Source organism: Tahibacter sp. (assembly GCF_035481375.1).
GTDB lineage: Bacteria > Pseudomonadota > Gammaproteobacteria > Xanthomonadales > Rhodanobacteraceae > Tahibacter.
In genome coordinates, this window is sequence record NZ_DATIGT010000272.1 from 1 (window position 1) to 21,190 (window position 21,190).

Annotated in this window: 16 protein-coding genes, 1 tRNA gene, 1 pseudogene and 1 riboswitch; of the genes and pseudogenes, 6 read left to right on the forward strand and 12 right to left on the reverse strand. The window is 67.1% G+C overall.

Annotated features, from left to right (window positions below; genetic code table 11):
* A pseudogene (locus VLF18_RS17915) lies at positions 1-1,029 on the forward strand (hypothetical protein); the annotation flags it as partial.
* Positions 1,030-1,156: 127 nt separating this feature from the next.
* On the opposite strand, the gene VLF18_RS17920 reads toward VLF18_RS17915, so the two are convergent.
* The 4 genes from VLF18_RS17920 to queF form a co-directional block, all read right to left on the reverse strand.
* On the reverse strand, positions 1,157-2,635 hold the full coding sequence (locus VLF18_RS17920) for a serine hydrolase domain-containing protein (protein WP_325280990.1): 1,479 nt from the start codon (positions 2,633-2,635) through the stop codon (positions 1,157-1,159).
* A gap of 112 nt (positions 2,636-2,747) precedes the next feature.
* Positions 2,748-3,494, reverse strand: a complete 747-nt coding sequence (locus tag VLF18_RS17925; RefSeq protein ID WP_325280991.1) for a LytTR family DNA-binding domain-containing protein — start codon at positions 3,492-3,494, stop codon at positions 2,748-2,750.
* Positions 3,491-4,573, reverse strand: a complete 1,083-nt coding sequence (locus VLF18_RS17930) for a sensor histidine kinase (protein WP_325280992.1) — start codon at positions 4,571-4,573, stop codon at positions 3,491-3,493. Before VLF18_RS17930 ends, VLF18_RS17925 begins: the two co-directional genes overlap by 4 nt.
* A 307-nt stretch (positions 4,574-4,880) precedes the next feature.
* Complete coding sequence (gene queF, locus VLF18_RS17935) at positions 4,881-5,708, reverse strand: NADPH-dependent 7-cyano-7-deazaguanine reductase QueF (protein WP_325280993.1); 828 nt, start codon at positions 5,706-5,708, stop codon at positions 4,881-4,883.
* Positions 5,709-5,813: 105 nt separating this feature from the next.
* Between queF and VLF18_RS17940 the strand changes: the two genes are divergently transcribed.
* Positions 5,814-7,052 carry a serine hydrolase domain-containing protein gene (locus VLF18_RS17940; protein WP_325280994.1) on the forward strand — a complete coding sequence of 413 codons (1,239 nt, stop codon included), beginning with the start codon at positions 5,814-5,816 and terminating at the stop codon, positions 7,050-7,052.
* Here the strand turns inward: VLF18_RS17940 and VLF18_RS17945 are convergent.
* The 6 genes from VLF18_RS17945 to VLF18_RS17970 form a co-directional block, all read right to left on the reverse strand.
* Positions 7,049-7,456: an acyl-CoA thioesterase gene (locus VLF18_RS17945; protein WP_414717241.1), complete on the reverse strand. Its 408-nt coding sequence runs from the start codon at positions 7,454-7,456 to the stop codon at positions 7,049-7,051. The genes VLF18_RS17940 and VLF18_RS17945 overlap by 4 nt on opposite strands.
* A 13-nt stretch (positions 7,457-7,469) precedes the next feature.
* Positions 7,470-8,504 carry a ribonucleotide-diphosphate reductase subunit beta gene (locus tag VLF18_RS17950; protein ID WP_325280995.1) on the reverse strand — a complete coding sequence of 345 codons (1,035 nt, stop codon included), beginning with the start codon at positions 8,502-8,504 and terminating at the stop codon, positions 7,470-7,472.
* 256 nt (positions 8,505-8,760) lie between these two features.
* Complete coding sequence (locus VLF18_RS17955) at positions 8,761-11,106, reverse strand: ribonucleoside-diphosphate reductase subunit alpha (protein WP_325281004.1); 2,346 nt, start codon at positions 11,104-11,106, stop codon at positions 8,761-8,763.
* 333 nt (positions 11,107-11,439) lie between these two features.
* Positions 11,440-11,647, reverse strand: a riboswitch (cobalamin riboswitch).
* 993 nt (positions 11,648-12,640) lie between these two features.
* On the reverse strand, positions 12,641-13,936 hold the full coding sequence (locus tag VLF18_RS17960; protein WP_325280996.1) for an amidohydrolase: 1,296 nt from the start codon (positions 13,934-13,936) through the stop codon (positions 12,641-12,643).
* A gap of 80 nt (positions 13,937-14,016) precedes the next feature.
* On the reverse strand, positions 14,017-15,102 hold the full coding sequence (gene zapE / locus VLF18_RS17965; RefSeq protein ID WP_325280997.1) for a cell division protein ZapE: 1,086 nt from the start codon (positions 15,100-15,102) through the stop codon (positions 14,017-14,019).
* Complete coding sequence (locus VLF18_RS17970) at positions 15,103-15,729, reverse strand: alpha/beta hydrolase (protein WP_325280998.1); 627 nt, start codon at positions 15,727-15,729, stop codon at positions 15,103-15,105.
* Between the two features lie 243 nt (positions 15,730-15,972).
* On the opposite strand from VLF18_RS17970, the gene VLF18_RS17975 reads away from it, so the two are divergent.
* On the forward strand, positions 15,973-17,916 hold the full coding sequence (locus VLF18_RS17975) for a reprolysin-like metallopeptidase (RefSeq protein WP_325280999.1): 1,944 nt from the start codon (positions 15,973-15,975) through the stop codon (positions 17,914-17,916).
* A gap of 77 nt (positions 17,917-17,993) precedes the next feature.
* On the opposite strand, the gene VLF18_RS17980 is transcribed toward VLF18_RS17975, so the two are convergent.
* Positions 17,994-18,509 carry a hypothetical protein gene (locus tag VLF18_RS17980; protein ID WP_325281000.1) on the reverse strand — a complete coding sequence of 172 codons (516 nt, stop codon included), beginning with the start codon at positions 18,507-18,509 and terminating at the stop codon, positions 17,994-17,996.
* Positions 18,510-18,584: 75 nt separating this feature from the next.
* Between VLF18_RS17980 and VLF18_RS17985 the strand changes: the two genes are divergently transcribed.
* On the forward strand, positions 18,585-19,184 hold the full coding sequence (locus tag VLF18_RS17985) for an ACP phosphodiesterase (RefSeq protein ID WP_325281001.1): 600 nt from the start codon (positions 18,585-18,587) through the stop codon (positions 19,182-19,184).
* Positions 19,185-19,295: 111 nt separating this feature from the next.
* Here the strand turns inward: VLF18_RS17985 and VLF18_RS17990 are convergent, their stop codons facing one another.
* Positions 19,296-19,814: a c-type cytochrome gene (locus VLF18_RS17990; RefSeq protein ID WP_325281005.1), complete on the reverse strand. Its 519-nt coding sequence runs from the start codon at positions 19,812-19,814 to the stop codon at positions 19,296-19,298.
* Between the two features lie 270 nt (positions 19,815-20,084).
* Here VLF18_RS17990 and VLF18_RS17995 point away from each other — a divergent pair.
* Both VLF18_RS17995 and VLF18_RS18000 read left to right on the forward strand, forming a co-directional pair.
* Positions 20,085-20,161 (forward strand) — tRNA-Arg (locus tag VLF18_RS17995).
* A 153-nt stretch (positions 20,162-20,314) separates the two neighbouring features.
* The gene (locus VLF18_RS18000; protein WP_325281002.1) at positions 20,315-20,938 is read left to right on the forward strand and encodes a DUF4145 domain-containing protein; all 624 of its coding nucleotides are present in this window, start codon (positions 20,315-20,317) and stop codon (positions 20,936-20,938) included.
* Positions 20,939-21,190: the final 252 nt, after the last annotated feature.

A 21,190-nucleotide genomic window follows, 5' to 3' on the forward strand; every position in this document is an offset into this window, starting at 1 on the left:
CTGTACTACAACACGACGCTGCTCGGCCAGGATCGCTTCAACTGGATCGACACGCCGATCTCGTCGATCGGCGGTTATTTCCACGAGTATCGCGTGAACGATTTCCTGCGCGGCGGCGATCCGTTCAACGCACTGCGGCACACGCTGTATTTCCAGCCGATCAAGGTCGGCAGCTCCGGCGTCAGCCCGCTGACGCCGATGCTGACCGGCCCGAACTCGGTGAATCTCGGCACGACCGGCAATTTCGCGGCGAAGATGCGTCCGTGCGTGCCGCTCGACGAACCGATGTCCTACGTGGTCGACTGGGGCGACGGCTCGCAGTCGTCGGGCGAAGGCCCGGCGAAGCAGGACACGCCGCTCACGCACAGCTGGACGACGTCCGGCACCAAGAGCGTCAGGGTCACCGCCACGCAGGATCGCGGTCCGCGCACGATCAATCAGCAGAGCACGCGGTCGGTCGTCAGCAACGCGCTCGCCGCGCCGCCGACGCCGGGCAGCATCAGCGCGCCGGCCAACGACGGCGATGCGGGCTTTTCGGTCAGCTGGGGCACGGTGCTCAATGCCGAACGCTACGAGATCGAGCGCAGTACCGCGGGCGGCGCGTTCACGCAGATCGCGGTCGTCGATCATCCGGCATCGTCGAAGGCGCTGACCGCGCAGCCGTTCGGCTACAACACGTATCGCGTGCGCGCGGTGAACAACTTCGGCGCGAGCGGCTATCGCACGGCCGGCCAGACGCTGGTCGGGTACATCCCGGCAACGCCGGGCCTGACCGTCACGTCGCTGATGTGCCAGGGCTGGAACAACGCGAGCTGGACGTCGTCGGCGAACACGACCGCGTACAAGCTGTATTGGAGTGCGAGCAGCAATCCGGCGAACGCGACCGAGCTCTATTCGGGCCTCGGTCTCTCGCGCGACGTCAACGTAAGCTCGCGCACGTATCTCTGGGTGAAGGCCTGCGGCACCGGCGGCTGCAGCGCGCTGTCGCCGTCGCGCGTCGCGGACGTGCGTCCCGGTAGTTGCAACTGACGCAGCCGCGCAGGCTCGGTATGAGCCGGCGGCATTGCGATCGAAACGGCGCCGCCCCCTGTGGGCGGCGCCTTCGTTCGGGCGGTTGCATCAACGGTTGCACGCGTTCGGAGTCGTCGCAGGTGCGTTAACGCGCGGGCGCCGAAATCGCGGTCGGGCTCGCGCGGACGAACGTCAGGCGCAGCGACGAGGTTGCGCCGAGCGGCGCCGACCACCCCGCGTCATCGGCGCGAAGTTCGTAGAGACCGAAGGGCGTCACGAGCGCGGCACGATCGAGCCTGCCGTCCGCGTCGAGCGCAACGACCGTCAGGCGGCGGTTCGGCCAAGCCGTCGCCGATGCGAAATGACGTTCTACCGCGGATGCCGCCGTGAGCGCGCCGACGCAACGTCCGTCCTCGATGCGGAACGTCGACTCGCCGTCAATCGACTGCGCGCCCAACAGGCCGCGATAGCGTTGCGTCTCCAGCGGACAGGCTTTTTCCGGCAATGGCGGGCGCGAGCGAAATGGCGCGGCGAGCACCGTCGCGGTCGTCGTTATCGACGACACCCACGATGCGTTCGACAGCACGCTGGCCGCGGCGTTTTCGTCAGGCCAGACGACGAGCGCGCTGCGCGCGCCGCCGGTGGCGCCGGCGTGATGCGCAATTCGCGCGCCGTCGCGGTCGGTCGACACGCGCCAACCCAGGGCCACGCGATAGTCGTCCTCGGCGACCGGCGTGCCGTCGGCCAGCGCGGCCGGCTGCAGCATGGACTCCCGAGTGGAACGCGACACGATTGCGCCGGACAGCAGACGCGCGGCGAAGCGCACGAGTGCCTCCGGCGTCGCGGCGAGGCCGCCGCCCGGCCACGTGTAGCTGAAATCATGCGGCGGCAATTCGCGCGGCACGCCATCGCCGATCGCATAGAGCTTCGACACGTCGGGACCGCGCCCGTCGCTGTCGGCGCGCACGTTCAGACCGGACGTTATTTCGCCGCGCACGTAGTCGACGAAGGATCGCCCGCTGCGCGCCTCGATCACGGCGCCGATCAAGGTGTAGCCCCAGGAGGAGTAGTGATACGCCTCGCCGGGTCTCGAAACGAGCGTGCGGCCCGAAAACAGCGCGACCGCGTCGCGCGATGTCACGTAGCGCCTGTTGCCGCGATCGTCGTCGACGGACTCGTAGTGAGGAAGACCCGCGGTGTGGGCGGCGAGCTGGCGAACGCTGAGCGCGGGCCAGTCGTTGCGGAGCCACGGCAGGAGGTCGGCGACGGGCGCATCGAGGTCGAGCAGGCCGCGTTCGGACAAGCGTGCAGCGGCAACGGCCGTGACGACCTTCGACACGCTCGCGAGGCGGAAGACCGTGTCGCGCCGAACCGGCACGCGCGCAGCGACGTCACGCCAGCCCGCGCACCCGGTCCACACGAGTTCACCGCCGCGATAGACGGAAGCTCCCATGCCCGGCACGCCGTTGGTCGCGATCAGCGTGTCGAGCAAGTGCTGCGCCGTGGCTGACGCCGCGTCGGCGGATCGTGCGCCGCAAGTGTCGATCGCCCGCGAAGCGGCGGGCCACAATGCGGCGACGGCGAAGACGAAGCCGCAACCGGCGAAACGATGCATCGGCGCCATGGCGTGGGAACCCGCAGCAGAGAGAGTCCGACTGTCCTGCGCAGCGCAGCGCGTGTCGAGATAGACCGCTGCCGGCCGTGCGTGTCTTGCGCCGGCCCGGTCCCGGGCGCGGTCAGCGCGGCGCCGTGCCGGTGGTCCGCAGCGCCTCGAGCAGCGCGTCGACATAGGTGCGGCTGACGCGGACCGGCGTACCTTCGTGCAGGCGCAGCATCGCGTCGCGATTCGTCATCGGCTGCATTTCAGCGATCCGGTGCACGTTCACGATAGCCGAGCGATGCACGCGCACGAAGCGGCGCGGATCCAGTTCCGCCGCAAGACGCTGCAGGGATTCGCGCAAGACGTAACTCCGCGCGCCGACATGCAGTACCGCGTAGTCGCCGTCGGCACCGATCCAGTCGACATCGGCGATATCGACGAACACGGTGCGCCGGCCGATGCGAACCGGGAAGCGCAGCCGCTCTGCCGGCTGCACCGCCGTTGCGGCGTGCGGCACGGACGTGGACGACGCGAGCCGTTGCCGCGCCCGCTGCAGTGCTTCGGTGAAGCGCATGTCGTCGACCGGCTTCAGCAGATAGTCGACGGCGTTCAGTGCGAATGCCTGCACCGCGAAGGTGTCGTGCGCAGTCAGCAGAATGGCGAGCGGGCGTTGCGGCAGCGCCGCGAGCAAATCGATCCCGCTCATGCCCGGCATCTGCACGTCCACGACAACAAGGTCCACCGGCCGCGCCCGCAGGCCCGCAAGCGCGGCTGGTGCGTCGCCGTACTCGCCGGCAAGCGCGACGTCGCCATGCACCGACAGACGCGCGACGACACCGCTGCGCGCGAGTGGTTCGTCGTCGACGACGGCGACGCGGATCACGACGCGGCTCCGTTCGGCCCGCATAGCGGCAACGTCAACTGCACATGGAAGCGTCCGTCGTCTCCGATGCCGTGTTCCAGCCCGAAAGCGTCGCCGTAGAGATGGGCCAGGCGTTTGCGCACGTTGGCGAGTCCCACGGCTTCGCGCGTCGGATCGTCGGAGATGCGATCTCGCGGTGCCGGCAGGTCGTTGCTCAGGCGAATCCGGAGCTCGCTACGTTCGCAGTTCACCGTGATCTCGACCTGACCGGCGTCGCGCCTCGGGGCAATGCCGTGACGGATTGCGTTCTCGACGAGAGGCTGCAGAAGCAGATAGGGCACGCGTGCGCCGAGAACTCCTGTACCGAGATTCCAGCGGACGCGCAGGCGATCACCGAATCGCGCGCGCTCGATATCGAGATAGTTCTCGGTCACGGCCAGTTCTTCGGCGAGGCTGACCTTGTGGCAACGGCCGCTCTCCAAAGTCAGACGGAGGAAGTCGGCGAGACGCGCGAGCATGTCGCGGGCTTCGGGTCCGCGCTGCTCCGCCACGAGCGATGAAATCGCATTGAGCGTGTTGAACAGGAAATGCGGCTGCAGCTGATAGCGCAACGCAGCGAGTTCCGCGTCGCGCGCGAGTGCGCGGGCCTCGTCATGAAACGCCCGCTCGCGCCGCAGCGCGACCGAATGGGCGACGACGGCATGAATCGCGCAGTAGGCGATCAGACTGAGCCACGCGCCTTCGATGCCGCGAAACAGCAGCAGCGACCAGACGATCTGGTGTCCGCCGTCACTCGCCGCACCCTGCAGAAGCAAACTTGTCGCCCGCGCAGCCAGCGTCATCGCGAACGTCGCAACCAAGAGCGTCGCGACGGTAATCACGGCCGAAGCACCTCGCCGGTACAGCTGCCGCTGCAGCGCCGTCAGCGGCACGACCCACACCATGAACGCGAACACGTACAGCGTTCGCGCGGCCGTGGCGACCCCGTGTCCCAGCGAAGGCAATGCGAGCAGCACGAGGCACAGAACGAGCGGAATCGCCGCCGCGATCGGAAGCCAGAACGGCGGCAGCGCGGGCCGGTAGTCAAATGCCTGGGTCATGCGAATCGGAATCCCGGAGTCAGCGCGAGCCGCGTACCGCGGGCGAGTGTCGCCACGGCGCGCATGGAGCCGGCGCCGGTTCGCGCGAGCGTGTCATCGACACGACACCGGCATGGAGGTCCTCACGCACCGGCAGGGCCGGCGACACGGCGATTCCGCTTCGGCGCGGTCTCCACGTTATGCGTTCATACCGAAGCGGACCAGCCCGCCGGCCGGCGCATGCGCCGCGCCGGTGGATCGACGCGCCGGCCCGGGTTTGCGCGCATGCACCGCGGCGGCGCGCGTGCAGCGAGGATCGCGCGCGCAACTACTGCCGCGCCCCGCGCGGATTCTCCGGCTTTTCGCCCGTTTCGCTCGTGCGGAACGGATTGATGTCGAGGCCGCCGCGGCGCGTGTAGCGCGCATAGACCGAAAGCCGCTGCGGCGCGCAACGCGACTGCAGGTCGGTGTAGATACGTTCGACGCATTGCTCGTGGAAGTCGCTGTGGCGCCGGAACGAGACGAGGTAGCGCAGCAGGCCGGCGCGGTCGATGCGCGCGCCGCGGTAGCGGATCTGCACGCTGGCCCAGTCCGGCTGGCCGGTGACCGGGCAGTTCGACTTCAGCAGGTGCGAGACCAGCGTTTCGTCGGCGACATCGGCGGCGTCGGCGACGAGGTAGCCGGGCTGCGGCTCGTCGTAGCTGTCGATGTCGACGTCGATGCCGTCGATGACGTCGCCGTCGAGTTCGCGCATCCGTTGCTGCGCGAAGCGGCGTGCGTCGCACAGCGAGACCGCGACGTCGGCGCCGGCCGCGGCCGAGAGATCGCGTCTCAGGCGCGCGGTGACGTCGTCGGCATCGGCGATGCGCGTCTGAGCGAACGTGTTCAGATACAGCTTGAAGGATTTGGATTCGATGATGTTCGGCGAAGCGGCCGGCACCTGGAATTCCGCGAGCGCGACGACGGGTTTGCCGCGCGCGTCGAGCCACGAGAGTTCGTAGGCGTTCCAGATGTCGACGCCGTGGAACGGCAGCGCGTCGCCGATGCCGAGCTCGGTACGCTTGAGCGCGCGCGGGATCGGGAACAGCAGCGAAGCGTCGTATTCGTCGCGATAGGCGACGGTTTTTCCGAGAGAGGACTGTTCGGCGGAGGTCATGGGCGGAGTGTAGCGGCTCTGCGAAGATGTGGCCGGACGTCTCATGTAAACGCAATTCCGGCTCTGCTGCATCCAAGCGTTGGCCGCCGCCAGGAGGACTACACCGTGCTTCGAACGTCACTGCTTGCCCTGCTGACCATTGCCATGTGCGCCTGCGCCGGACCGTCCAGGACGCTGCGCCGAGCCGACGGACAGGTGCTCGACACGCAGCGCGTCGACGCGAAAGTCGCGCAGCTCATGCAGGCAGCGCAGGTGCCGGGACTCGCGCTCGCGATCGTCGCCGACGGCCGCGTCGTGCATCTGAAGGCCTACGGTTCGCGCGATCTCGAGCGCGGCTTGCCGCTGCAGACCGACACCGTGATGTACGCGGCGTCGCTGACGAAGGCGATGTTCGCGTACGTCGTCATGACGCTCGTCGACGAGGGCCGGATCGATCTGGACCGGTCGATCGCGGAGTATCTGCCCAAGCCGCTGCCCGACTACGAGAAATACGCCGACCTCGCAGGCGACGAGCGCTGGCGCGAACTGACGCCGCGCAGGCTTCTCAGCCACACGAGCGGATTCTCCAATTTCCGCTTCTTCACGCCGGACGGTCGCTACGACGAGCACGGCAAGCTCGCATTTCATGTCGAGCCGGGGACGCGCTACGCGTATTCGGGCGAAGGCATCAATCTGCTGCAGTTCGTCATCGAGCAGGGGCTCGGGCTCGATCTCGCGAAACTCGTCCAGGAGCGTGTCTACGACCGCTACGGCATGCGCCGCAGCGGCATGACCTGGCGCGACGACTTCGCCGGCAATGTCGCGATCGGATACGCCGCCGACGGCAAAGCGCTCGGTCATCGCCAGCGTCGCGGCGTGCGCGCCGCCGGATCGATGGACACCACGCCGGCCGACTACGCGGCGTTCCTTGCCGCCATGCAGCGCGGCGATGGCCTGTCGGCGAAAGCGCGCGACGAGATGTTCGCTGCGCAAGTCCGCATCGATTCCAAGCGGCAGTTTCCCTCGCTGGCACCGGAGACGAGCGACGACAATCGCGCGATCGATCTGGCCTACGGGCTCGGCTGGGGTCGCTACGTGTCGCCGTTCGGCGTCGTGAACTTCAAGGAAGGCGGCGACGACGGCTGGAGCAACTACAGCGCGCTCGTCGACGGACGCGGCATCGGCGTGCTCGTCATGAGCAACAGCGACAACGCGCGCGGCATTTTCAAGTACCTCGTCGATGCTGTACTCGGCGACACCTGCATGCCGTGGTACTGGGAAGGCTACATTCCCTACGACCGCGCGGACCTCGCGCAGCCGGCGGCGCTGCAGGCACCGCATCCGGCCTGCGGGCCGGTGCGCTAGGGTGCGTCGGCGAGCGGCGCGACCGCCGTCGGCGAACCGTGCGAGTCGAGCGCGATCATCGTGAATCGTCCTTGCGTGCAGAGCCGCGCGTCGCCGCTCAGCGGATCCTCGGCGATCAGGTCGACTTCGACCTGCATGGAGCTGCGGCCCGTCGACACGATGCGCGCGACGAGTTCGACGAGCTGTCCCTGCCGCACCGGCTGGCGGAAATCCACTTGTTCCGAACGCGCCGTCACGACCGTGCGGCGCGCATAGCGCGTCGCGACGACGAAGGCCGCCTTGTCCATCCAGGCCAGCGCCTGGCCGCCGAACAACGTGCCGAGATGATTCGTGTGGTCGGGAAACACGATCTCGATGAGCCGCGCTTCGACACCGCCGCGCGGCGTTTCCAGGGCTGCGTTCACGCGCGCGTCCTGCTCAGAACGCCGCGTCGAACGTGACTTCGCCTTCGACGGCGACCTGATACGCGGAAACACGGCGCTCGAAGAAGTTCGTGAGTTCCTGCACGTCCTGCAGATCCATGAACGCGAACGGATTGCGCGCGTGATAGCGCTTGGCGAGGCCGAGCTGCGCGAGGCGCTGGTCGGCGACGTATTCGAGGTACTGGCGCATGTCCTTCAGCGACAGACCCGCGACGCCGCCCGACAGCACGTCTTCGGCGAACTGCTGCTCGCAGGCGATGGCTTCGTCGAGCATCTGGGCGATGTCGGCCTGCAGGGCCTCGTCGAACAGATCCGGCTCTTCTTCGCGCGCGACGCGAATGACCTCGAACGCAAAGGCCATGTGGCCGGATTCGTCGCGGAATACCCAGTTCGTGCCGGCGGCAAGGCCGTGCAGCAGCCCGCGCGAACGCAGGTAGTAGACGTAGGCGAACGCGGCGAAGAAGAACAGGCCTTCGATGCAGGCCGCGAAGCAGATCAGGTTCAGCAGAAACTGGCGGCGCTGCTCGCGCGTCTCGATGCGGTCGAGCTTGCCGATCGCATCCATCCACTTGAAGCAGAACTCGGCCTTCTTGCGGATCGCCGGAATGTTCTCGACCGCGTCGAAGGCTTTCGCACGCGCTTCGGGTTCGGGCAGGTAGGTGTCGAGCAGCGTGAGGTAGAACTGTACGTGCAGCGCTTCCTCATAGAGCTGGCGCGACAGGTACATGCGCGCCTCGGGCGCGTTGATGTGCTTGTACAGGTTCAGCACGAGGTTGTTCGCGACGATGGAATCGCCGGTCGCGAAGAACGCGACGAGGCGTTCGATCAGATGACGCTCGGCCGGGCCGAACTTGTGGCGCAGGTCGTTGACGTCGAGCGAGAAGTCCACTTCTTCCACGGTCCATGTGTTGCGAATGGCGTCGCGGTACATGTCGTAGAACGCCGGGTAGCGCATGGGGCGCAGGGTCAGGTTGAAACCGGCGTCGAGGAGACGGGCGCTGGCGTTCGATGCGGAAGCGGAAGAAGTCATGGCTGCGATTCGCTGAAAGGTGTTGCTGATTTGGACTGCCTGCGAGCGCAAGTGCTCAGCGGGCGACGACGACCCCACTCTCTCAAGCTTGCTTGGGAGAGTGGCTTGGGGTGAGGGGAAGAAGTCCAGATGTTCGATGCTGCCGCGCGTTTCGCCGAAAGAGCTCGAGATAGCCAGACAGCTCGCTCGCCGATGTTTATCCCCCTCATCCAACCCTCTCCCCCCGACGCTGTCGGGGGAGAGGGCTTCAAACAGCTTACTGGCAGGCCTCGCAATACTCCGGATTCTCGAGCGAGCAAAACACCGCCGCTTCCGCCTGCTCCTGCGAGATCGCCGGTGCCGGCGCAGGTGCCTGCGCCACCGCCGCCACGGTCGTCTTCGCGATCTTCGTCGCCGGGCGCGAACGCATGTAATACGTGGTTTTCAGGCCAGCCTTCCACGCGTACATGTACATCGACGAGAGCTGGCCGATGTTCGGGCTTTCCATGAACAGGTTCAGCGAAGCCGACTGGTCGATGTAGGCGCCGCGCGCGGCCATCATGTCGATCAGCGAGCGCATCGGGATTTCCCAGGCCGTGCGGTAGATCTCGCGCAGGCGTTCGGGGATTTCGGCGATACCCTGGATCGAGCCTTCGGTGAGCTTGATGCGGTCGCGCATCTCGGCGGTCCATAGGCCGAGCTGCTTGAGTTCCTCGACGAGATATTTGTTGACCTGGAGGAAGTCGCCCGACAGCGTCTCGCGCTTGAACAGGTTCGATACCATCGGTTCGATGCATTCGTAGCAGCCGGCGATCGAGGCGATCGTCGCGGTCGGCGCGATCGCGATCAGCAGCGAATTGCGCAGGCCGCCCTTCCGGATGTTGTCGCGCAGCGCGTCCCAGCGCGCCGTATCCGACGGCGTGATGCCCCAGGCGTCGAACTGCAGTTCGCCCTGCGCGGCGCGCGTGTCGCCGAAGGACGGATGCGCGCCGCGTTCGAGCGCGAGTTCGTGCGAGGCGACGAGCGCGTTGTAGTAGATCTCCTCGGCGATGCGCGTCGACAGCTCGCGCGCCGGGGCCGAGTCGAACGGCAGGCGCAGCTTGAAGAATACGTCCTGCAGGCCCATCACGCCGAGGCCGACCGGGCGCCACTTCAGGTTCGAGCTGCGCGTGGATTCGATCGGATAGAAGTTCAGGTCGATCACGCGATCGAGCTGGCGCACGGCGACGCGCACGGTTTCGGCGAGCTTCGCGTAGTCGAAGCCGTCGTCGTTCATGTGCTGGCCGAGGTTGATCGAGCCGAGGTTGCAGACCGCGGTTTCGCCCTGCGAGCTGACCTCGATGATCTCGGTGCACAGATTGGACAAGTGGACGACGTTGCCTTCCTTCGCGGTCTGGTTGCAGGCGCGGTTGGACTTGTCCTTGAACGTCATCCAGCCGTTGCCGGTCTGCGCGAGCGTGCGCATCATGCGCGCGTAGAGATCGCGCGCCTTGACCTGCTTGACCGCCAGCCCGGCGGACTCGGCCTGCTCGTAGGCGGCCTCGAACGACGTGCCCCAGCGGTCGACGAGATGCGGCACGGCCTTGGGATCGAACAGCGACCACTGCGCGTCGGCTTCGACGCGGCGCATGAAGAGATCCGGAATCCAGTTCGCGAGATTCAGGTTGTGCGTGCGGCGCGCCTCGTCGCCGGTGTTGTCGCGCAGCTCGAGGAATTCCTCGACGTCGGCATGCCACGGTTCGAGATAGACGCAGGCCGCGCCTTTGCGCTTGCCGCCCTGGTTCACAGCCGACACCGACGCGTCGAGCGTCTTGAGCCACGGCACGATGCCGTTGGACAAACCATTCGTCGACTTGATCAGCGAACCGCGCGCACGCACGCGCGTGTACGCGAGGCCGATGCCGCCGGAGAACTTCGACAGCATCGCGACGTCGGCATAGCGCTTGTAGATCGATTCGAGCGAGTCGTCGGGCGAATCGAGCAGGAAGCACGAGGACAGTTGTTCGTGCGTGGTGCCCGAGTTGAACAGCGTCGGCGAGCTCGGCAGGTAGTCGAGGCTGCCCATCAGGCGATACAGCTCGAGCGCGTCGCTGACGTCTTCGCAGAGCGCGCAGGCGATGCGCAGGAAGAACTGCTGCGGCGTCTCGATGACCTTGCGCGTCTTCGGATGACGCAGCAGATAGCGGTCGTAGACCGTGCGCAGACCGAAGTAGTCGAAGCGCCGGTCGAGGTCGCCGTCGAGCGCGCTGTTGAGCTTGCGCGCATTGGCCTGGACGAAGGTCAGCAGGCGCTCGTTGATCAGGCCGAGCTCATGCCCGCGCGCGACCGACTGCGAGAACGCGTGGATTTCCTGACCGGCGACTTCTTTCGCGATGTAGTCGCTGAGCAGGCGCGCGGCGAGACGGCCGTATTCGGGTTCTTCCGCGGTCAGCATGGCCGCGGTGCGGATCGAGAGTTCGTCGAGTTCGCGCGTGGTCGCGCCGTCGTAGAGACCCGAGATCGTGCGCGTCGCGACGCGCATCGGATCGATGGAATACAGGCCTTCGGCCGCGCGCGTCACGGCGCGCACGATCTTGTTGAGGTCGACCGGTTCGCGCTTGCCGTTGCGCTTGGTCACGGCCATGGTGCCGCTGGAATGCGGCGGCGTCAGCGCGAACTGCGGCGCGCGGGTGTCTTTCTGCGTAGCGCCGGTGCGAGCGGCGGAGGCGGCGGTAGCGATGTCGTGTTCTGTGGTGCTCATGGACTCCCTCCGGTGCGAGTGGGCACGACTGCCGCCCTGTCCCGGGGACGGCAAAACGAAGGGACGGCAACGCCGCGGTCGATGCCGCGGGCGTGGCCACGCCCCCTCGGGCGTGCGGAGTTGCGGAATTCGGGGTGCGGCTCCGGCACGGCTTGGGGCCGGCGGCAACCGTCGACCCGTCCCCCCGCGGAGACTCCCGGCCGTTGACCGCGCGGTGTGCGACGCGCGGCTGTCGGCAGGTATTCGGGCTTGCGGACGCGGTTCCGGCCCTCCGGAACCTCCTAGCAGCCGTCGCTTCCCAGCCTCTCTGGCCAGTGCCTTGACGACCTTCGTTTCCGCTTACCGCTGCGGGGCAGCTCCGGAATTGCACCGGATTCCCGTTTAATCCCGGCCGTGACCGGGAACCGACGAAACACAACATATAGAGGTTGACAGCGCGGGGTCAACACAATCGGCTGGGAGTTGAGACGTGGGACGGGATTTCACGCGAGAAGAACAAACAAAGGGAGCGGCTAAGAACCGGAGGAGCAGTCCGCAGCCAGCGGTCGAGTTCGCTCCGCCGGGCGGACGGCGCGCCGCGCCCAGTCGCTACCGCTGGCGCCCGGCTACTGTTCTTTCCGAGTACCCGCGTCGCGGGGCCACCGGGGACCCCAGCGGCGGCAGGCGCCTGCGAAGGCGGACGACAGCGCGAACAGCGCGCGGAAAATTACCGCGACGATGAGGAGGACCGGAATCAGGATTGCGATCGGCGGGGCCAGTCTATCGGCGCTCGCGGATAGTCCAGGGTCCGGCTCGTGATGTCGTCGTCGGTGTCGTGGACGCGATCGCGACCCATAGGAGCGCAGCTCGAAACGCTGGCCGTCGCCCGCACGCCAGTAGTCGAACCGCGAGCCGAACGGATCGATGAGCAGGGACGGGCGCATCGCATCCTTCATGCACTCAGGCTCGCGTACGGCCCCGAGCAGTTCGTCGAGGTTGCCCGGCAATCGACCGCAGTCGAACCGGATGCATCTCGAGCTTCGCGATCTGCGCGCGCGGCGAGAAAACGCGCCCGTCCGACATCGCAAGTCAACGGCAGGCTGCACAGGAAGGCCGGCCAGGGAGCCATGAGCATCGGCACGAACGGCCACAGCATCACACGACCAGCCTGACGCTTCCCCGGTCTCATACGCGGTACGTCCAGCGCGCACGCCGCCACCGGCAGCGCGGAACGCAGCCGGATCATCGGCGTCATCGAAAGGAACAGGTTTACCGCGGCGGCGCACTGTCGACACCCGGCGCCTGCAGGTGTTCCGCCGCGCTCAAGCCGAAGCGGCGACGCGCCCATATTGGACTTGTGCACAAACGAAAAGAGCCGCCCGCCCGATCGGGCGCGGCAGCTCCCTCCAGTTCCGAAAAACTACCGTCTAGTTCCTCTCTACTTCCCGCCCTCCAGAAAATCCACCGCCGTCTGCAGCATCGCGCGCGTGCCGACCTGCAGCGACTTTTCGTCGAGGAAGAACTTCGGCGAGTGGTTCGGTGCCGCGGTCGCGAGATCCTGCCCCGGCGGTACGACGCCGACGAAGAAGTAGAGGCCCGGCACTTCGTCGGCGAAGTACGAGAAGTCCTCGGCGACCATGTTCGGCGGCACGTCGACGACGTTGTCGACGCCGACGGCCTTCTCGAGGCTCGGCCGCAGGCGCTTCGTCAATGCCGCGTCGTTGCGCGTGACCGGGTTGTGCACCTCGGGCATCGGCACTTCGAGTTCGACGCGCGCGCCCTGCGCGGCGGCCACGCCCTCGGCGGTACGGCGCAGGCGTTTGAACAGGTCTTCGCGCATCGCCGCGTCGAACGTGCGGATCGTGCCTTCGAGTTCGACCTTTTCCGGAATGATGTTGTAGCGCACGCCGCCCTGGAACATGCCGAACGTGAGCACGGCCGGCAATTTGGAAATATCCAGTTGTCGACTCACGATGGTCTGCGCCTGGCTGACGATGGCCGCGGCGGCGACGATGGGATCGACGCCGCGCCAGGGCTGCGCGCCGTGGGTCTGCGCTCCGAACACGCGGATCTTGAAGCGGTCCGAGCCCGCGAGCAGCGGACCTTCGCGCACGCCGACCTGGCCCGCGTGCAAGGTGTAGAACACATGCAGGCCGAGCACGGCGTCGGGCTTTCTTTCGCGGAACAGGCCTTCCTTCAGCATGAGCTTCGCGCCGCCTTCCTCGCCCGGCGGCGAGCCTTCCTCGGCGGGCTGGAAGATGAACATGACCTCGCCCGGGAGATCCTTCTTCATGCCGGCCAGCGCGGTCGCGACGCCGAGCAGGATCGCGGTGTGCGCGTCATGGCCGCAGGCATGCATGACGCCGACGTCCTGGCCGGCGTAGGTGCTGCGCACTTTCGACGCGAACGGCAGGTCGACTTCCTCGGTCACGGGCAGCGCGTCGATGTCGGCTCGGATCGCGAGCAGCGGCCCGGGCCTGCCGCCCTTGAGCCGGCCGATGACGCCGGTGTGCGCGACGCCGGTCTTCACGTCGAGACCGAGCTTCTTCAGGTGGTCGGCGATCAGCTTGGCCGTGCGCTTCTCGCGGTTGCCGAGTTCCGGATGCTGGTGGATGTCGCGCCGCCAGGCGAGGACCTGCGCATCGACCGCGGCGGCCGCGCTTTGCGTATCGGTCGCGGCAGCCGCCGGCGAGGCGGCCAGCGCAGCAACGAGGGCCAGACAGATTCGGCGCATGATCGTCTCTCCGCGGAAAACGCCGATGGTAGGCGATGCGCGGCAATCGCGGACATGGACTTTCGGCGAACGCGCCGCGCCTACGGCAGGTGCTCGCGCGCGAGATAGTCTTCGCTCTGCATCTCGATCAGGCGCGACTCGGTGCGGCTGAATTCGGCGCGCAGGCGGTCGCCGTCGTAGAGATCGATGATCGGCACGGCCGCCGACAGGATCAGCTTCACGTGGCGGTCGTAGAACTCGTCGACCATTTCGATGAAACGCCGCGCGGCGTCTTCCATGGTCGGCGTGAACTGCGGCACGCCCGAGACGATGACGGTGCCGTAGTCCTTGCCGATCTCGATGTAGTCGGCCACCGCGCGCGGGCCTTCGCAGATCGCGGCGAATTCGAACCAGATCACGTCTTCGGCGAGACGCCGCACGGGAATGTCGCGATCGTGCACGTCGATCGTCGTCTCGGGCCGAGCGACGCCGTGGCTGATGCGCTGGAAGCAGTCGTTGAGCGCACGATCCGCGTCGGGACCGAGCGGCGCGTGATAGACGCGCGCCTGCGTCAGCGCGCGCAGGCGCCAGTCCTGCGAGGACACGATCTCGACGACCGCGCAGTGCCGTTCGATCAGCGCGATGGCCGGCAGGAAGCGCTCGCGCTGCAGGCCGTTCGCGTAGAGATTGCGCGGCGGCGTGTTCGACGTCGTCACGACGCAGACGCCGCGCGCGAACAGCTCGCGCAGCAGTCCGCCGAGGATCATCGCGTCGCCGATGTCGCTGACGAAGAACTCGTCGAGGCAGAGCACGCGCGTGTCGGCGGCGAGGCCTTCGGCGACGTCGACCAAGGGATCCTGGCGCCCCTGCAGTTCCTTGAGGCGGGCCTGCACCGAACGCATGAATCGGTGGTAATGGATGCGGCGCTTCTGCGCGATCGAGAGGTGTTCGAAGAACAGATCGATCAGAAAGGTCTTGCCGCGGCCGACGCCGCCCCAGAGATACAGGCCGCGCACGGGTTCCGGCGTCGCAAAGCGCGCGCGCAGCCGCGCGAGGAGTCCGGCGGGTTCGGCCTGTTCGAGCGCGGCGCCGATGCGGTCGAGTTCGACGAGCACCGCGCGCTGCGCGGCATCGTCCTGCCAGTCGCCGCGCTGCACGCCGGCGAGGTAATGCGCGGTCGCGCTCACTCAGGAAACCCGCAGCGGCGGCAGGTTGTCGCGGACGCCGTGCTTGACCGCGCCGCGCAGGTCCATGAGACGCCGATGGAAGAAATGGCTCGTCTCGGGCATGCGTACGAGCTGCACGGGTTTCGTCAGCGCGTCGACCCAGGCGAACACCGCGGCCGGATCGACGACTTCGTCGGCCTCGCCCTGGACGATGAGCCACGGGCAGTCGGGCAGCGTGATCGCCTCGAATTCCCAGCGTCCGACCGGCGGCGCGATCTGGATCAGCTGCTGCGGTTCCAGCGCGGCGGCCGCGCGCAGCGCGACATAGCTGCCGAACGAAAAGCCCGCGAGCCAGAGCGCGTCGCCCGGACGCTCGCGCCGCAGCCAGTCGGCGATGGCATGCAGATCGTCGGTTTCACCGTTGCCGTCGTCGTAGCCGCCTTCCGACGCGCCGACGCCGCGGAAGTTGAATCGCACGGTCGAGAGACCCAGCTCGACGAGCGAGCGCGACACCATCGTGACGACCTTGTTGTGCATCGTGCCGCCGTGCAGCGGATGCGGATGGCAGACGACGACGTTGCCGCGGCGCTCGTCCTGCTCGGGCCGCTCGACGAGACATTCGAGGGCGCCGGCCGGTCCGGGCAGCATCAGAGGGCCGGAGGTCGCGGGAAACGCAGGGACGGAGGCAGGGACGTTCATCGGCCGATTGTAGCCAAGCGCCGCAGGCGGCGGCGCACCTGCCGGCGCGTCGGACCCCTCGGCGACATCCGTCGCGAGGCGGTTACGCCACGGCCGCGGAAGCGCTGAAATCGGCGGCCAAACGCGCGACGGCGACACGATTGCCGCCATGGCCATCCACTACGATCGCGCCTTCGCTCAGGGGATAACTCGATGAAACGCCGTCTGCTGCCTGCCTTGCTGCTGCTCGCCCTGTCCACCGCGCCGGCCGGTGCCGCCGAGCTCTGGTCCGAAGCGCGCACAGCATTCGCGCTGAATGCCGACGGTCCGCAGCCGCACACGTTCCGCCGCGCTGCGCTCGATGTCGCCGGTGCACACGCGGCATTGCGCGCCGCGGTCGTCGACGGCACGCCGTTCGCGCTGCCGCATCCCGACGGCGCCTTCGCCGAATTCGTGCTCGAAGATTCGCAGACGATGTCGCCGGAACTCGCTGCGAAGTTTCCGCAGATCCTGAGCCTGCGCGGCCGCGACGCCCAGGGCAACCGCGTGCGCGTGGACCTTTCCGACCTCGGCCTGCAGGCGCTCGTGTTCGATCGCGACGGCAGCTGGATCGTGCAGCCGAACACGTTCGGTGCGGGCGGCGACTACATCAGCTTCCGGCGTGCCGACAGCACGACGCGGCGCCGCTTTCACTGCGACACACACGACCGCGACGAGACACCCGACGAACACGCGAGCGCCGGCCCCGGCGTCGCCACGGTTACCGGCGCCTCGCGCCGCATACTGCGCACCGCGGTCGCCGCGACCGGCGAATACACCGCGGTGTTCGGCGGCACCGTCGCGCAGGGCCAGGCCGCGATCGTCGTCGCGATGAATCGCGTCAACGAGGTCTACGGCAACGAGTTCAGCGTGACCATGCAGCTCGTCGCCAACAACAACCTCGTCGTCTACACGAACGGCGGGACCGATCCGTATTCGAACAACGACGGCGGCGCGATGCTCGCGCAGAACCAGTCGAACCTGACGAGCGTGATCGGCACGGCCAACTACGATGTCGGCCACGTGTTCAGCACGGGCGGCGGCGGCGTCGCGACGCTCAATGCGATCTGCAACGACGGCAGCAAGGCGCGCGGCGTCACGGGCCTCGGCAATCCGCTCGGCGATCCGTTCTACATCGACTACGTCGCGCACGAGATAGGCCACCAGTACGGCGGCTCGCACACGTTCAACAGCTCGGCCGGCGCCTGCAGCGGCAACCGTTCCAGCGGCGCGGCCTACGAACCCGGCAGCGCATCGACGATCCAGGGCTATGCCGGCATCTGCGGCAGCGACGACCTGCAGCCGAACTCCGACCCGTATTTCCATGCGAAGAGTCTCGAGCAGATGCAGGCGCGGCTCGACGCCGTGCCGAACTGCGGCACGTCGACGCCGAACCCGAGCCGGGCGCCGGCGATTCCGGCGATGACGGCGACCTATGCGATTCCGGCGCAGACGCCGTTCACACTGCTCGCACCGCTCGCGACCGACGCCGACAACGACGCGCTGACCTACGGCTGGGAGGAATACGACCTCGGCGCGAGCACGGCCGTCAACGTCGACAACGGCACGAGTCCGATCGTGCGCTCGTGGAATCCGGGCGTGACGCGCGGGCGCACGATCCCGCGTCCGTCGAACCTGTTCGCGAACACGACGGCGACCGGCGAAATCCTGCCGACGATGAATCGCACGTCGATGAAATTCCGCCTGACCGTGCGCGACAACCACGCCGGCGGCGGCCGCTCGACGAGCGCCGACATGCCCGGCATCCAGGTCGTCGCCGCAGCCGGACCGTTCGTCGTGACCGCGCCGAACACCGCAGTCAGCTGGGACACCGGCGTCACGCAGATCGTGACCTGGAACGTCGCCGGCACGACCGCCGCGCCGATCTCCTGCGCGAACGTCAACATCGACCTGACGCGCAACGGCGGCAACAGCTGGCTCAGCCTCGCGAGCAACGTGCCGAACGACGGCAGCCACGGCATCGTACTGCCGAGCGGCACGGCGGCGGCGACCGCGCGCATCCGCGTGAGCTGCAGCAGCAATATCTTCTTCGATATTTCCAATGTGAACTTTACGATCGTGCAGAGCGACGTGATCTTCCGCAACGCGTTCCAGTAGCCGCGCGGCACGCACAGTCTGGCTTCGCATGCAGGTGGCGCCGAGCGCAGCGAAGCCCGGCATGGCGATCGACCCGGTCACCCGCTGCCCGCACCCGCGCGCGGATCGTTGCCCCAGAGTTCGAGCACGACCGCACCGAACGCGATCGCGACGAGCGGCGGCAAGCCGAGATCGGGCGTGCGCAACTCGGCGCGCAGGATGCCGGCGATCTGCATCTCGCCGCAGGCGACGCCGTCGCATTCGACACGCAACCGCGTCGGCAGCAACCCACTGCCGTAGACGCGCCAGCTGCGGCCGTCGGCGAGCGTCAATGCGACGTGGCCGCCGCGCCAGCGCAGGACGTTGCGCACCTGCGCGATTTCCGCGTCCGCGTCGCGAATGCGATAGCGGCGGTCGGGCCGCACGCCGGCGATCACTGCCGCGATGAGCCCGACGCGTCCGCGCGCGCGGGCACTCGCGCGATGGTCGCAATCGAGACTCACCGACGCCTCGTCGAACCGCACGCGTCGCCGGCCATCCAGACCCGCGCGCGCAATGTCGCCGCGCCGGACGCCGGCAACGTCCACGCGGATCGCGGCGTCTTGCTCATCCACGTATTTCACTGCGAACACGCTGTTCTCCCGATCCGCTCACCCGGCGCTGACGATACGCTGCGCTATGCTCGATGCATGAATCATCTCGCGCATGCGCTGCTGGCCGGCAGCGATCCCGACTGGATACTCGGCGGACTGCTCGGCGATTTCGTTCACGGGCCGGTACCGACGAATCTGCGCGAGGGCGTCGGGCACGGCATCCGCCTGCATCGCGCGATCGACGTATACACCGACGCGCATCCCGTCGTCGTCGCGCTGCGCGGCCGCTTCGTGCCGCCGTTCCGGCGCTATGCCGGCATCCTGATCGACGTCTGGTTCGACCACGTGCTCGCGCGCGATTTCGCACGCTGGAGCGATGCGCCGCTCGACGTTTTTTCCGATCTCGTCAACGACCTGCTGCGGCGACACCGCGACGAACTGCCGCCGAATCTGCAGCGCTTCGCCGACTACATGCGTCGCGCCGGCCTGCCGGCGGCCTATGCCGACAGCGCCGTCGTCGGCCGCGCGCTCGCTGGCGTCGGCACGCGCCTCAGTCGCGCGAATCCGCTGGCCCAAGCGCTGCCGGTGCTGCAGGCGCTCGATGCCGAACTGCGGGCCGGATTCGACGTGTTCTTTCCGGACCTCGTCGCGTTCGCCGACCGGTGGCGGTCCGACGCGATCGCCGGCAGACGCTGAAACGCACCGTTGAAGACGCGGAAACGACAACGCCGCCTTGCGGCGGCGTTGCGTGTCGGACGGGTCGGCCATGAAGCGGCGGCGACTGGTCCCGGTTTACGTGAGTACCGATTACTTGACCTGATCGATCATCCAGTGAACGGTGGCCTTCATCTGCTCGTCGTTGAGCGAGGGGTTGCCGCCGCGCGCCGGCATCACGCCGGCCTTGCCGGTGAAGCCTTCGATCGCATGCTTGATCATGGTGTCGGCGCCCTGCGCGATGCGCGGCGCCCAGTTCGCCTTGTCGTCCATACGCGGCGCACCGCCGGCTCCGGACTTGTGGCAGGCACCGCAGAGATTGTCGTAGATGACCTTGCCGTCGGTCGTGCCGCCGTAGGCGACCTGCGCAGCGGCGGCCTTCTTGCGGGCTTCCTCGGCGGCCAGCATCGCCGCGCGGCCGGTTTCGCCGGCATACGAGGCGCCGACCGGCGCCAGACGATCCTCGACGGCCTTGCCGGCGGTCGGGCTGGCCGCCGGCGGATTCTTGTCGTAGATGTAGAGCGCCAGCAGGATGAAGGCCAGAGCCATCACGGCCAGCACGCCGATCAGCATCGAAAAGCGCTTCAGGAATTCCAGGTCGGTCTTGGTAATCGGGCTGCTCACAGAACACCTTTCCTAGCGGCGGCTTGGGTGCCGGAGTGGCTCCCGGCACGGACAAAAAGACGGGCAAGTATAACGGCCGACCCCGGACCACGGAAGCGCAGGGCTAGCCCGCCGCCCGGCCGGACCGCTATGATGCGCGCCGGTCTGCACCGTACCGGCGGCGCCGCCGCGAACCGCAGCCCCGGCCCCGCCGGCCCGGCCACAAACCCGGCACCGCAGAACCCGCGCCCCGCGTCGGGTCCCGCACCGCACCACCACGCGCCCGTAGCTCAGCTGGATAGAGTACCGCCCTCCGAAGGCGGTGGTCGGGGGTTCGAATCCCTCCGGGCGCGCCATCAAATCAATGATTTATAGAGCGCCCCGCTCAGCTTGCCCGTCCCGGGACAGCAGTGGGACAGCATGACGTCGATCACCGGCACGAGCAATCAGCCGCGCACCACGCACGTGGTATACATTTCACGAAGACCACCTCTTCAGGGGAAGTGTTCGTGAATCAACAAGTCATCGACTGTCCTCGATGTGATGCGAAAGTCGCGGCGGTAACGAAGGCCGAAGTTGTCTTTCGAGATGACAACGATCCTTATCCGCAGAAAGTCGCGCTTGTAGTATGTCCCTCATGCAAATCTCCCTTGGTCGGCACGTCCGAGGAATTGCAAGTCGGGCATGACGAATACGAATGGATGAGCCTGTACCGAGTCTGGCCACCTCGCGAAGATCGCGTACACCAAAGCATTCCGGAAATAGTTCAGATCTCTTTGCACGAAGCGCACAGTTGTTTCTCCGCTCGCGCATTTAGCGCATGCGCCGTGATGTGCGGACGCGCGATCGAGGGGCTCTGCATTCACCATGATCCAAAGTTGCGAACGCTAGCGAAAGGGTTGGGAGCTCTCAAGACGAGCGGCGTGATCGACACGCGCCTGTTCGAATGGGGAGAAGCGCTCCGCAAGCACAGAAATCTTGGAGCTCATGCGACAACCGAACGCGTATCGAAAGAAGACGCCCGCGATTTGCTGGACTTCGCGAGTGCAATCTGCGACTACGTTTTCGTGCTCAATGAGAAATTCGAACGCTTTCGCGCAAGGCAAAAAGGTGTCGATGAACCGCTATTCTAATTTCCTCCGGCCGCTACACCTTCCGCCGACGAGTGATCGCCCGCGTTCTTACTACGCTATCCTGACTGCCAATCCTGCCAGGCGTTTCCGAGACGCGCCAACGGTTCGAGCCTAGGTAAGGTCTGAACAAGCCCCCTCAATTGTGCTGAGATAACACAACACTACCTGCAGGCCTGCACGATGGACCAGATGAGCTTCGGAGACGGCGAGTACGCGAGCAAGCGCAAGCGTACACGGCGGGAAACGTTCCTG